Origin of the sequence: Yersinia sp. J1 (assembly GCF_050586585.1) — a bacterium.
Classification (GTDB): domain Bacteria; phylum Pseudomonadota; class Gammaproteobacteria; order Enterobacterales; family Enterobacteriaceae; genus Yersinia; species Yersinia entomophaga.
In genome coordinates this window covers 1-13,785 of record NZ_JBOBDP010000001.1, presented here as the reverse complement: position 1 = coordinate 13,785, position 13,785 = coordinate 1, and the positions used below count along the sequence as shown (strand labels likewise).

Here is a 13,785-nt window from a genome sequence, read left to right as displayed (position 1 = left end):
ATGACTGGCTTTAATCCCGTGGATCATCCACACCGTCGCTATAATCCATTGAGCGATCAATGGATTCTCGTTTCTCCCCATCGGGCCAAGCGCCCGTGGCAAGGGCAGCAAGAACCATTGACCACGGGAGAACAGCCCGCTCACGATCCTGATTGTTTTTTGTGTCCGGGTAATTTACGGGTGACCGGTGATGCGAACCCGAATTATTCCGGCACTTATGTATTTACCAATGATTTCGCCGCATTGATGCCGGATACACCCGATGCGCCGGAAACCGCCGATCCTCTGATTCGCTGCCAAAGCGCGCGCGGTACCAGTCGGGTGGTTTGTTTCTCCCCCGATCACAGTAAATCCCTGCCGTTACTTTCTCTGCCTGAACTGGCCGGCGTGGTGAAAAGCTGGCAGGAGCAAAGCGCGGAATTAGGCCAATCCTATCCGTGGGTCCAGGTTTTTGAGAATAAAGGCGCGGCGATGGGCTGCTCTAACCCGCACCCCCATGGTCAAATCTGGGCCAACAGTTTCCTGCCCAACGAGGCCGAACGAGAAGATCGGCTGCAAAAAAACTATTTTGAACAGCATTCATCGCCACTGTTACTGGATTACGTCCGTCGGGAAGCCGCCGACGGCAGCCGAACCGTGGTAGAAACCGAGCACTGGCTGGCCGTCGTGCCTTATTGGGCCGCCTGGCCTTATGAAACTTTACTGCTACCTAAAGCCCAGGTCATGCGGATCGATGAGCTCACCTCGGAACAGCAGACCGACTTGGCACTGGCGCTGAAAAAACTGACCAGCCGCTACGATAATTTATTCTCCTGCTCCTTTCCCTATTCCATGGGTTGGCACGGGGCGCCCTACAACGATACAGACAATCGCCACTGGCAATTACATGCGCATTTTTATCCGCCGCTGCTGCGTTCAGCTACGGTGCGAAAATTTATGGTGGGTTACGAAATGTTGGCGGAAAGCCAGCGCGATCTTACGGCTGAACAGGCGGCTGAGCACCTGCGGGCAGTCAGTGATGTTCATTATCGAGAAGCTGGAGTTCAATAATGTCTTTAAAACAACATACCCAGGCCGTTTTTCGCCAATTTTTTACCAAAGAACCCGCCCTGTCCATTCAGGCACCCGGTCGGGTCAACTTGATTGGCGAACACACGGATTACAATGACGGATTCGTGCTGCCCTGCGCGATCGATTACGCCACGGTTATTAGCATGGCGAAACGTGATGATCGACAGATTCGTGTGATTGCCGCAGATTATGATAACCAGCAAGATATATTTTCTCTCGATGAACCTATCGTTAGCCACCCTGAACTGCGCTGGGCCAACTACGTGCGCGGCGTGGTGAAACATCTGTTGCTGCGAAACCGTGATTTTGGCGGTGCCGATCTGGCGATCAGCGGCAATGTGCCTCAAGGTGCCGGTTTAAGTTCCTCTGCATCGTTGGAAGTCGCGGTAGGTCAGGCATTCCAGGCACTCTATCAGCTCCCGCTCAGCGGCGTGGAACTGGCGCTCAACGGTCAGGAAGCAGAAAACCAGTTTGTCGGTTGTAACTGCGGCATTATGGATCAATTAATCTCGGCATTGGGCAAGCAGGATCAGGCGTTGCTGATCGACTGCCGCTCGCTGGAAACCCGCCCGGTTGCTATGCCAAAAAACGTCGCCGTAGTCATAATCAATTCCAATGTAAAGCGGGGTCTGGTCGATAGCGAGTACAACACTCGTCGCCAACAATGCGAAGCTGCCGCTCGCTTCTTTGGTGTAAAAGCCCTGCGCGACGTCACTCCGGCACAGTTCCGGGCCAATCAGAGCGAAATGGAACCGATAGTTGCCAAACGCGCACGCCATATTATTAGTGAGAATGCGCGCACGCAGGCTGCCGCCGATGCTCTGGCTCTTGGCGATCTGACATTAATGGGCCAGCTAATGCAGGAGTCTCATATCTCCATGCGTGATGATTTCGAAATTACCGTGCCAGCCATTGATACGTTGGTCGATATTGTGAAATCTGTCATTGGTGAGCGAGGTGGTGTCCGTATGACCGGAGGCGGCTTCGGCGGCTGCATTGTCGCGCTGATGCCTCAGGATTTAGTCGAGCAAGTACGTGCGACCGTCGCTCTGGAATATCCGCAAAAAACCGGCGGTATGCGGGAAACATTCTATGTTTGTCAGGCTTCGGCAGGAGCCGGAATATGCTGAAAAATGCATTAGCGCCGGACGGCCAGCCGTTCCAGTTAACCGAATTACGCAACAAATCAGGCATGTCGGTGAGCCTGATGGACTGGGGCGCAACCTGGCTTTCGGCTGTTTTTCCGCTTAACGATGGGGGCCGACGTGAATTGCTGCTAGGCTGCCCGAATCCGGAAGATTACCCGCGGCAAGGTGCCTATTTGGGTGCCACCGTGGGCCGCTACGCCAACCGCATTGCTCAGGCTCAATTGCAGCGTAACGGACAGGTTTTTCCTCTGGTCGCCAACAGTGGTCCAAACCAGTTACACGGCGGGCCGGAAGGGTTCCACGCCCGGCGCTGGCAGATTATTCATCAGGATAAACGTCAGGTTTGTTATCAATTGCATTCCCCTGATGGCGATCAGGGTTTTCCTGGCAATTTGATCGTCGAAACTCACTATCGGTTAACCGATGACAATCGGCTGGAAATTGATTATCAGGCCTCGGTCGACCAGCCTTGCCCAATTAATCTGACCAACCACGCCTATTTCAATCTGGATGGTAAAAGTCGCGACGCACGACAACATCGGCTGCAACTTTTCGCCGATCGTTACCTGCCGGTGGACACTACAGGCCTTCCGGCGGAACCTTTAGCCAGCGTAGAACACAGCGGTATGGATTTTCGCCAGCCAAAAACGCTAGCACAGGATTTCCTCAAAGATCCCTGCCAACAACGGGTTAAAGGCTACGATCACGCCTATTTGCTCCACCGAACCTGCGGCGCAATCGACAGCCCTGCGGCTCATGTATGGTCAGCCGATGGCAAAGTCAAAATGAGCGTATTTACCTCCGCACCGGCAATACAGCTGTATAGCGGTAATTTCCTGAATGGAACACCGGCTCGACTCGGCGGAACTTACGCTAATTATGCAGGTATAGCGCTGGAAAGTGGATTTTTACCCGATAGCCCTAATCATCCGGAATGGCCACAGCCCGACTGTTGGGTCACTCCGGACAAACGCTACCGCGCGACCACGGTTTATCAATTTACGGCGCTGTAATACCTTTAAAATAAAGTATTCACGACCACACATTCTCCGTAACACATTGTTTACGGAGAGTTTTCTTTCCTTCCACCCCGCCTTCTGGCATAAGATATAACTGATTTTTCGCCTGTTCCTACCCTTCCTCAACGACGCCGACTACGCTTAGAGTCATCCGTAAAGCCAATAACAGGCAACTCCATGATTTGAGGTAGCTATCTCTCATCGTGAAATCAGCCTGTGTTAATGGCTCGCGACGGATCGATATTCATTCTGCTTACTGAACCAAAAGGAAATGTTATGCGCCTGACTACATTGTGGTTGTTATCCGCGGGGCTTTTGCTCAGCGCAAACGTAATGGCTGCCGATACGGCAAAAACGCCTTCTCCGGCTCAACTGGCACAGCAGAAAAAAATGACTGACTGTAACCACGAAGCCACCAGCAAGGCGCTGAAAGGTGACGACCGTAAGAAATTCATGAGCACCTGCCTGAAAGCCGGTGCACCAGTGGCACCGGCGGCAATGACACCGCAGCAGGAAAAAATGAAATCCTGTAACGCCGAAGCCAAAACCAAAGATCTGAAAGGCGATAGTCGCAAAACCTTCATGAGCACCTGCCTGAAAAAAGCTGCGTAATCCAGTTTCATTGCTAGATGTGGCGCTGCGGGGTATGTTTAGTACCCCGTTTGTTCGCTGCATAGACTTATAGACGAATCGATTCGGCAAAGAGTCTTACTTTGCGGCAAAAAATTGGCTATGGTTAAACACAATCGATTGCTGTTCGCAGTAATCCCGCAATATAATGATAATAGTTATCATTGAATAAGTTAGACATCTGAGGAGTTCGAACTATGGCAGTAACAAAGCTGGTTCTGGTACGTCACGGCGAAAGTCAGTGGAACAACGAAAACCGCTTCACTGGCTGGTATGACGTTGATCTGTCAGAAAAAGGCCGTACCGAAGCAAAAGCGGCAGGTAAGCTGTTAAAAGACGAAGGCTTCACGTTTGACTTCGCTTACACCTCCGTACTGAAACGCGCTATCCACACCCTGTGGAGCATTCTGGATGAACTGGACCAGGCTTGGTTGCCTACCGAAAAATCCTGGAAACTGAATGAACGTCATTACGGCGCGCTGCAAGGCCTGAACAAAGCTGAAACCGCTGCAAAATACGGTGACGAGCAGGTTAAACAATGGCGTCGTGGCTTTGCCATCACTCCGCCAGAGTTGAGCAAAGAAGACGAACGTTTCCCAGGACACGATCCGCGTTACGCAAAACTGTCTGACAAAGAGCTGCCAACGACCGAGAGTCTGGCACTGACCATCGAACGCGTTATTCCTTATTGGAACGAAGAAATCAAACCGCGCATCGCTAGCGGTGAGCGCGTTATTGTTGCTGCTCACGGTAACTCTCTACGTGCGCTGGTTAAATATCTGGACGATTTGAGCGAAGATGAAATTCTTGAGCTGAATATCCCAACTGGCGTGCCGTTGGTTTATGAATTTGACGAAAATCTGAAGCCAATCAAACGTTACTATCTGGGCAATGCCGACGAAATCGCAGCGAAAGCAGCTGCCGTGGCTAACCAAGGTAAAGCGAAGTAATTCGCCGGATGAATTTCATCCATAAAAAACCCCGCTCCGGCGGGGTTTTTATTCTCGGTACTCACTGATACCCACTATTTCTACGTCAATTTGTTAGTCGCGACGGGCTTTCACCGCGTTTGCCAACTGTTTTAGCAGAACTTCAGTATCTTCCCAACCAATACAGGCATCGGTGATACTTTTGCCATAGACCAGCGGCTCACCGCTTTCCAGACTCTGATTACCTTCCACCAAATGGCTTTCGATCATCACGCCCATAATCGCTTTTTCGCCCTCAGCTACCTGACGACATACGTCGGTGCCAACTTCCATTTGTTTCTTGAATTGTTTGCTGCTGTTGGCATGGCTAAAATCAATCATGATTTGCGCTGCCAGATTGGCCTTATTCAGCCCTTCTTTCACCGCACTCACGTGCGCAGCGCTGTAATTTGGCTCTTTACCACCGCGCAGGATGATATGGCAATCGCTGTTACCGGCAGTGTTAACGATTGCGGAGTGGCCCCATTTCGTCACAGACAGGAAGCAGTGAGGTGCACCCGCGGCATTGATCGCATCAATCGCCACTTTAATGGTGCCATCGGTGCCATTTTTGAAACCAACCGGACAAGACAGGCCAGAAGCCAGCTCGCGATGCACCTGAGATTCGGTAGTTCGCGCGCCTATAGCGCCCCAGCTCATCAAATCAGCCAGATACTGCGGCGTAATCATATCCAGAAACTCACCGGCAGCTGGTAATCCACTGTCATTGATATCCAACAGCAGTTTACGCGCCAGACGCAGGCCTTCATTGATATCGTAGCTGTTATCCATGTGCGGATCGTTAATCAGGCCTTTCCAGCCCACGGTGGTACGCGGTTTTTCAAAATACACGCGCATAACCACTTCCAACTCACCGCTCAGTTCTTCCCGCAGTTTCAGCAAGCGCGCAGCATATTCTTTTGCTGCTTCAGTGTCATGAATTGAACAAGGGCCGATAACCACCAGCAGACGATCGTCCGCACCACGCAGAATGTGATGAATCGCATTGCGGGCCTGAGCGACGGTTTCTGCCGCGCGAGTGCTGGCTGGGAACTTTTCTAACAGCGCAACAGGGGGCAGGAGTTCCTTAATTTCATTAATCCGTAAATCATCATTCTGGTAATTCATAGCTCTTCCATTCAGTCTTATGACAATCATTGCATATTTGAGGTTTCAACCAATCTAGCCTGTCAATGGAACGCTGTAAATCTACTTTATCGCTTTAGGTATACCACTTAGGTTCAGTCCCTAAATCCAGCCCTCCGCCAGGCGCATATGCGGCTAAAAATAACCTGTATCTACCGATCAGAAACATTGATACTTATTTGTTTGCTATCTATAGGAAATATACTTATTTTAATTAGTTATTTTATTAACAATTATAAATATTTCCCTATTCGTCTGTACTTATCTCACTCATAATGAATTTAGCAAAGTTATTATTTGGGATGATATATATATCAGAGGATAAAAGGACACTATGCCAAGGCTGCTCTTAGTTGATGACCATCCCGTTGTACACGTCGCCCTTGAAGCCGCGCTGCTTCAATCGGCCATTCCTTATCAATTGCAAAGTGTCTCCGACGACCAGCAGGCAGTCCAGCGTCTAGCCGAACAGCCTTTTGAATTGCTGATCCTCGACATCGGCTTACCGCAAGTAGACGGCCTGCAATTCCTGCGCAGAATTCGACGCCATTACCCCGAGCTTCCGGTGATCGTCTATACCTCGCAAGAGACAGAGGTATACGCTAAAATGGCTCACAGCGCCGGTGCTCAAGGATTTGTGCACAAAGGTAGCCAGATGACTCACCTGTTAGATGCCATAGGCCAGGTACTCGCAGGTAATACCGCTTTCCCGGAAGAAATTTCTTTTGTTACCTCGGCAGATAATTATGAAAAACATAATCTCACGCCAAAAGAAATCCAGATATTGGGCCTATTAGCGAAAGGGAACTCCAATTTGCATATTGCGCAAATGTTAAACATCAGTAATAAAACCGTCAGTACGCATAAAAAGAATATTTTGAATAAAACTGGGGCGGCGAATCTTCTTGAATTAATTGCCGTATTTAACGATCTACAGCCATGAAATTCATTTGGTTGCTCCTGACCCTTATTCAGTTCTGCCTGCCTACGGGAGCGATTGCCGCCGAACCGGTACGCTATAATCTGGTTAGTAGCATCAACGTCCCCACCGATCAGACCTTTGCTACGCTGAAGAATGACTGGCACGGCAAAACCCTGCGTGTGGGGATTTTGAGCGATAACCTCAGCCCCTACAATATTATCGTTGACGACGATCTCTATGGCCTGAACGCCGACTATCTAAACTATATTCATCAAGCCACCGGTGCCCATATTGCCATTTACGGCTTTACCGATCTGGCGCAGCTCAATCTGGCAATTAAAAACAAACAGATCGACCTGCTATTTGGCATACCGCAAAATGCCTTTACGCCTAACCTGTTCTCTTCTGCCCCTTATTACGTCAGTAATTTACGCGTACTGCGCAACCGGCAAAATAACCGTTCCATTATGCTGAACTCGGAAAATGCCCGAATTGCCATCAGCAAAATTACCGGTATGCAGGCTTATGACGAAATAAATAGCCAGACGGCCAACGTACGCTTATTCGACAGTAATTTACAGGCGGTTTACTCATTATTAAATGGCACCAATGATTACTTTATTGCCGATGAAACCAGCGCCAGTTTTATTATCGATCAGCTACAGCTCGGGCAGATCTATCAGGTTGAAAGCGCGATTAAATTAGGCAATTTATCCTTTGTTTTTGCCTCTACCGATAAACCGTTAATTGAGATGCTCGATCAGGTTATCAGCAATTTGCCCATGTCGATGGCCAATGTTATTCAGAATCGCTGGAGCAAAAAAATTCCCAGCTATCTGGATACCGGCAACGCCGACCTTTCGCAGTTGGAACAGGAATGGGTGAAGAAAAATCCGCGGATTTACTATGCCGCAATCGAAAATGACTACCCTTTCAGCTATCGAGGTTCTGACGACGAGCCTCATGGTTATATCGTTGATATTATTAATATCATAGCTCAAAATACCGGGCTGGAATTCGCTCCGGTCTGGAGCAGCAACCCGCAACAGGCAGACCAGCAGGTCAGCGATAAACAGGCATTATTCCGAGCCGTATTGCCATTAACCCGGGGTTTTAAAGAACAATACGACAGCACCACTCCCATTCATCGGGCTTTGTGGGGCGTTTATGTAAGCGAATACGCTAACAATATTTCTACCTGGAAGGATTTAGAGGGGAAGAGTATTGGCGTAGTGAATGGAAATCTGGGGCAACACCTGATTCCCGACGGTTTTAGCGTAGTCAGTTTTGAGAACAGTAAAGCCCTTTACAATGCTCTGGCGAATGGTCAGGTCGATGCATTGATTGATAACGTAATTTCCGCCAACTTTATTGTCCTATCTCGCTATGCCGGCGCGATAAAACTGGCCTTTGCCGCTAACAACATCGCTTATCCCATTGCGTTTGGCGTGCGCCGTGACACGCCACTATTGCTGTCTATTCTCAATAAAAATCTGCTGCAAATTCCGCCAGCCACTCTGCAATCGCTGCGCGAAGGCTGGACCTCGGATCGCAGCAGTTTGATAGATGCGGTGAATGATAATCGCATGATACCGCAAACCGGTTGGTTGCTAACCTTACTGGGGCTGATTATTGCCGGGTTACTCTTTGTATTGCTACGACGTTTCATTCAGCAGCGAAAAGAGCAACGGGAGCGGAATTGGTTGGAACAGGCGCGCCGCGAGGCAGAGGCCGCCAATAGTAAGAAAAGTCGTTTTCTGGCGATGATTAGCCACGAATTACGCACGCCGATGCACGCTATTCTGGGGTTGCTGGAGCTGGAGTTAAAGCAGGCTAATCATCAGAAGGATAACTTACCGGTGATATACAGTTCGGCCTCATCCTTATTGAGCTTGCTCAATGACTTACAGGATTACGCCAAGCTCGAAACCGGCAGCCTGCAACTGAATCCTAAACCGACGCCACTGGAACCGTGGATCGGGCATATCCGCGCCGTTTATCAACCGCTTTTGGGAATGCGCCCAATTAGCTTCGCTGTCAGCCAGAGTGAGTCCTTACCGGGGGCGATTTTGGTGGATGGAGGCCGACTGCTTCAGGTGATCAATAATCTGATTACCAATGCGATTAAATTCACCCAAAGCGGAGAAATTAACGTCAATATTCAGTGGCAGCCTCAAACAGATACCCACGGCAAACTATTATTGCAGGTTAAAGACAGCGGCTGCGGTATCGCCGCCAAAGACCTGCCTCACCTGTTCCAGCCATTTTATCGCGCTGGAAATAGCAAAAGCTTGTCGGTACAAGGCAGCGGTTTAGGTTTATCCATTTGCAAAGAAATCATTGAACGTATGGGAGGCGAGATTAACTTGACCTCGGTATACGGTCAGGGTACGCAGGTAGACATCAGCCTGCCCGCCACCCTAACAGAGGAAGAACCGGCGGTTAGCCTGCCGTCACAGCAATCGCAGGTGCCATTGACGGCGCTACAACCGTTAAGAATCGCGGTTGTGGACGACCATCCAACCAATTTACTGCTTATGCAGCAACAGCTAAACCACTTAGGTATGTCGTCAGAATTGTTTGAGAATGGTCGAGATTTCCTTAAAGCCCACCGCCAGCAACCCTTTGATTTATTGTTTATTGATTACAATATGCCGCATCCGGACGGTTTTACGCTGGCAAAAATCATCCGCTATATCGAACGTCAGCAAGATCAAGCTCCGGCAAAAATCATTCTTTGTTCTGCCGATGTGCAAGAATTCACCCGAATTCTGCCGGGAAAAGTGGCGATTGATCACTGGCTGACCAAACCCATATCTCTGGCTGCCATTGAAAATATTTTACGTGTGGAAGCGACCACTCTTGCTGCACCGACCGATTTCAGCGATCTGGAGAAAACTCTCCAATCATTGGCGCATCAAAATAGTGAGATGATGCACAAACTGACTAGCACGCTGCTCGATTCCCTCATCCAGGATAAACAGCTACTTAGCCAGCCAGATGCTTCTCTTTCCACTATAGAGAAAGCCGCCCATAGAACTAAAGGCAGCTTCCTGATTTTACAGCACGCGCCAGAGGCTGAATTGTGTCAGCAGGTAGTTATTCAATGCCAGCAAGGAAAAATTACCGAGGAAACCTATACTCAGTTATTGAAGATACTAGATGAAACAATTGATAAGTTGAATAAGATATCTTCAATACTCACTTAGCAAACCATCAGCAGATGGTTTTGATAACCCAAAGTATCAGCTAGGTTTTGTCGTAAATTGCTTTGTCAAAATCCAGGATGAATGATGACAACAACTCCAAACTCCCCGAAAAACAGTAACAGTAAGCGCCTACTTATCGCCTTTATCGTGACGACCGTATTTATGGTTGCGGAAGCGATAGGTGGCTGGCTATCTGGTTCACTGGCTCTGTTGGCAGACGCCGGCCATATGCTGACTGATTCAGCCGCGCTATTTATCGCACTGATGGCGGTTCGCTTTTCTCGCCGTAAACCTGACGCCAACCATACCTTTGGCTATCTGCGCTTAACGACGGTAGCCGCCTTTGTCAATGCAGCCGCGTTATTACTGATCGTGGTATTTATTTTATGGGAAGCCGCTAGCCGTTTCTTTACGCCGCATGAGGTGATGGGCACGCCAATGCTGATCGTCGCCGTTGCTGGTCTGTTAGCCAACTTATTTTCTCTGTGGATTTTGCGCGGCGATGGCGAGGAGCAAAATATCAACGTCCGCGCTGCCATGCTCCACGTTATCGGTGACTTTTTAGGCTCTGTCGGGGCAATTGTGGCGGCAATTGTGATTTTAACCACCGGCTGGATGCCTATCGACCCGATCTTGTCCGTGCTGGTTTCAATGCTGGTTTTACGCAGCGCGTGGGGCCTGCTGAAAGAGAGTTTTCATGAATTGCTGGAAGGCGCACCGCAGGATGTGGATATCGATAAATTACGCAAATCGCTCTGCCTGAATATTAGTGAAGTCCGTAACGTTCATCATGTGCATCTATGGAAAGTCGGTGAACAACGGGTGATGACCTTGCATGTGCAGGTGATTCCGCCACGCGATCACGATGAGTTGCTGCAACGCATTCAGCATTATTTACTGCATCACTATCAGATTGGGCACGCCACGATTCAGATGGAATATCAGCACTGTGAAGAACCAGACTGCGATATTAATCAAGCCGCGACTTCCGCTAGCGCTCACCATCATCACCACTAAATCGTTAGTATCCGTGCCTGACAGCAGCCGCAATGCCGCTGTCAGGCCTTTATATCAAAAGTAAATACTGACTTAACTCTGAACGGCTAATGGTTGCGAATGATTCTCTCTGGCGGCTTTAATCCACAACCACGAGCCATTCAGGGCAATCAACGTCAGGATGACGTATTCCAGCGCCATCACGTAAACGCCTTGATAGGTAAAAATCACCACGCTAATCAGATCGATAACCACCCAAACCAGCCAGTTTTCCACGTATTTTCGCGTCATCAGAATCATTGCCACAATGGATAACACCATCATGGTTGAGTCCCAGAACGGGAAAGAATCCGGTTCCAAATGCGGCACCTGAACGTTGGCTCCGAATGCCTGCATAATGGCGACGGTTATTCCTGTCAGCCAGGCAAAGACGCGATCAATATTGAATGTCATCAGTGCAATACCGATGACGCACACAGCGCCCCATCCCAACGCTTTTGGCAGTGAAAGCCAGCGAATTTTCAGCTCGATCTGATTATCGGTGGTCTGACGACTCCACGCATACCAACCGTAAATATTGGCACCAAAGAAGAACACTTGAAGCAACAGGCTGGCGTACAGCTGAATCTGGAAGAAAATGACGGCAAATAACGTCACGTTAATCAGGCCAAACAGATAGTTAATAATTTTCTCTTTGCTGGCGAACCAAATACACAGCAAACCAAATAAAGTGCCAATGGCTTCAATCCACGATAAATCGTATCCCTGTACGCCCAGCGGGATATGCACCAATATGTTACCCGTACCGAAAAAGTCCATCCGATAATCCTTTTAGTTAACCGCCGAAGCGGCCTCTTTAGACTTGCCAAACTTTCTATTTATCAATCCGTTGCTTTAACGAACCATTTCCGAAAACCCATAGCTCTCGCCAATAATAAGGATTAAGGAATTCAGGCATTACTCTGTGTCTGCAATTTTAGCTGATTGGCGAAATCCAGCATGCGATTAAGCGGAATCAGCGACTGCTGACGTAATTCTTCATCCACATGTATCTCGTGCAGTGCCCCGCCCCGCTCAAGTCCTTCAGCAATCGCCTGCAGGCCATTCATCGCCATCCACGGGCAATGGGCGCAGGTTCGGCAGGTAGCGCCTTCACCGGCTGTCGGGGCTTCGAATAATTCTTTCTCTGGGCAAACTTGCTGCATTTTGTAAAAGATACCGCGATCGGTGGCAACGATGAGTTTTTGCTGCGGTAACGTTTTAGCCGCCTGAATTAGCTGGCTGGTGGAACCCACAGCATCGGCCATATCGACGATGGCCTGAGGAGACTCCGGATGCACCAAAATGGCAGCATCCGGGTGTAGCGCCTTCATCTGCATCAACGCCTGAGTTTTAAACTCGTCATGGACGATACAGGCCCCCTGCCAGCAGAGTACGTCCGCACCGGTTTTCTTCTGCACGTAATGGCCTAAATGACGATCCGGAGCCCAGATAATTTTCTCACCTAAGCTGTCCAGATGTTCAATCAGCTCAACGGCGATACTGGATGTCACAACCCAGTCTGCCCGCGCCTTAACCGCTGCGGAAGTGTTGGCGTACACCACAACGGTACGATCAGGATGGCTATCGCAAAACGCAGCAAATTCATCGGCCGGACAGCCTAAATCCAGAGAGCACTCGGCGTTGAGAGTAGGCATTAATACCCGCTTCTCAGGGTTAAGAATTTTTGCCGTTTCACCCATAAAACGCACCCCGGCAACCAGCAGCGTAGAAGCCGGATGCGTGTTGCCGAAGCGAGCCATCTCCAAAGAGTCGGCCACACAACCACCGGTTTCTTCCGCCAGCGATTGGATCTCAGGATCGGTATAGTAATGAGCGACCAATACAGCATCCTGCTGCTTCAGCAACATCTTGATCTTCTGACGATAAAAAGCCTTCTCATCGAGATTTAAGGGCGCCGGCTTTTCCGGGAAGGGATAAATCGCCGCATTTATATCAAAAATTTCGCTCATCGCTCACATCTCATCGCAAGGTATATGGAAAAACACCGGTTACTCACGCTGTTATACATAAAATAAGGGATTTTGTTTTTTATCCTAAACAAAATACCCAAAACATGAGTGAAAGTCGCCCGAATTTGTTGATATATGCGAAATATGTTTAATAGAGTTAAAAATAGTAGATGAATCGTTTCTATTTATGGTTTTACCGAGCTTAGAATTATGATCGACGAGTCAACCAGGTTTAGATCCAATGGAAAGAGCCACAGCAGCCCGTATCTGGCGCAGTCTATGAAAAAGACTTAGGTGGCAAAGGAAGTATTTGATCGCTGACAGCGCCATAGAGAGACGATTTGGAGGCTATTAATAACAGAGCTGAGATAAAAGGTTTAAGCCTGACTATTTTCACAGACTCACAACTCACGGATCGAATCTGAACGCAGGTGACTCGTATCATCCTGATACTCGCCCTTCGGGCCAACGCAAGCGTTGTTCAAAACTGGCATGAAGTGTTATCGCACCACACAAATCGTACAGTATGAGATTGTTCTTTCTTTGGGGAGTTGACTGAACTAGAAGGGAATGCTGGGTCGTGCGGGATAATTCGTCAAGCGGATTCACCCTTACGGGTCAACGCTTTCGCGTTGCTGTCTCACTTCGTTCGGCTCGAACCTTT

At 49.1% G+C, this 13,785-nt stretch carries 11 protein-coding genes and 1 other RNA gene; 8 read left to right on the top strand and 4 right to left on the bottom strand.

The window, feature by feature from the left end:
- The 5 genes from galT to gpmA all read left to right on the top strand — a co-directional run bounded on the left by galT (position 1) and on the right by gpmA (position 4,818).
- Positions 1-1,050 (top strand): galactose-1-phosphate uridylyltransferase, encoded by a 1,050-nt coding sequence (galT, locus tag ACQ4OC_RS00060; RefSeq protein ID WP_064512563.1) that lies wholly within the window; start codon positions 1-3, stop codon positions 1,048-1,050.
- Positions 1,050-2,201, top strand: a complete 1,152-nt coding sequence (gene galK / locus ACQ4OC_RS00055) for a galactokinase (RefSeq protein WP_430970819.1) — start codon at positions 1,050-1,052, stop codon at positions 2,199-2,201. The genes galT and galK overlap by 1 nt, the downstream gene beginning before the upstream one ends.
- Positions 2,195-3,232, top strand: a complete 1,038-nt coding sequence (gene galM, locus ACQ4OC_RS00050) for a galactose-1-epimerase (protein ID WP_064512558.1) — start codon at positions 2,195-2,197, stop codon at positions 3,230-3,232. The genes galK and galM overlap by 7 nt, the downstream gene beginning before the upstream one ends.
- 282 nt (positions 3,233-3,514) lie before the next feature.
- On the top strand, positions 3,515-3,850 hold the full coding sequence (locus ACQ4OC_RS00045) for a PsiF family protein (protein ID WP_064512556.1): 336 nt from the start codon (positions 3,515-3,517) through the stop codon (positions 3,848-3,850).
- 215 nt (positions 3,851-4,065) lie between these two features.
- Positions 4,066-4,818: a 2,3-diphosphoglycerate-dependent phosphoglycerate mutase gene (gpmA, locus tag ACQ4OC_RS00040; protein ID WP_049596709.1), complete on the top strand. Its 753-nt coding sequence runs from the start codon at positions 4,066-4,068 to the stop codon at positions 4,816-4,818.
- A gap of 93 nt (positions 4,819-4,911) precedes the next feature.
- Here the strand turns inward: gpmA and aroG are convergent, their stop codons facing one another.
- A complete protein-coding gene (aroG, locus tag ACQ4OC_RS00035) occupies positions 4,912-5,964 on the bottom strand; it encodes a 3-deoxy-7-phosphoheptulonate synthase AroG (protein WP_064512554.1) in 1,053 nt (350 codons plus the stop codon).
- A 352-nt stretch (positions 5,965-6,316) separates the two neighbouring features.
- On the opposite strand from aroG, the gene ACQ4OC_RS00030 reads away from it, so the two are divergent.
- From ACQ4OC_RS00030 to zitB, 3 genes are all read left to right on the top strand, one after another.
- Positions 6,317-6,925 carry a response regulator gene (locus ACQ4OC_RS00030; RefSeq protein WP_064512548.1) on the top strand — a complete coding sequence of 203 codons (609 nt, stop codon included), beginning with the start codon at positions 6,317-6,319 and terminating at the stop codon, positions 6,923-6,925.
- Positions 6,922-10,113 (top strand): ATP-binding protein, encoded by a 3,192-nt coding sequence (locus ACQ4OC_RS00025; RefSeq protein WP_064512546.1) that lies wholly within the window; start codon positions 6,922-6,924, stop codon positions 10,111-10,113. The genes ACQ4OC_RS00030 and ACQ4OC_RS00025 overlap by 4 nt, the downstream gene beginning before the upstream one ends.
- Positions 10,114-10,197: 84 nt before the next feature.
- Entirely contained in the window at positions 10,198-11,130 is a 933-nt protein-coding gene (gene zitB / locus ACQ4OC_RS00020) for a CDF family zinc transporter ZitB (protein WP_064512543.1), read from the top strand.
- 72 nt (positions 11,131-11,202) lie between these two features.
- Here zitB and pnuC read toward each other — a convergent pair whose 3' ends face one another.
- The 3 genes from pnuC to ACQ4OC_RS00005 form a co-directional block, all read right to left on the bottom strand.
- On the bottom strand, positions 11,203-11,928 hold the full coding sequence (gene pnuC / locus ACQ4OC_RS00015; RefSeq protein WP_430970818.1) for a nicotinamide riboside transporter PnuC: 726 nt from the start codon (positions 11,926-11,928) through the stop codon (positions 11,203-11,205).
- Positions 11,929-12,059: 131 nt separating this feature from the next.
- On the bottom strand, positions 12,060-13,121 hold the full coding sequence (nadA, locus tag ACQ4OC_RS00010) for a quinolinate synthase NadA (RefSeq protein ID WP_430970817.1): 1,062 nt from the start codon (positions 13,119-13,121) through the stop codon (positions 12,060-12,062).
- A gap of 571 nt (positions 13,122-13,692) precedes the next feature.
- A non-coding RNA gene (locus ACQ4OC_RS00005) (RtT sRNA) lies at positions 13,693-13,785 on the bottom strand; the annotation flags it as partial.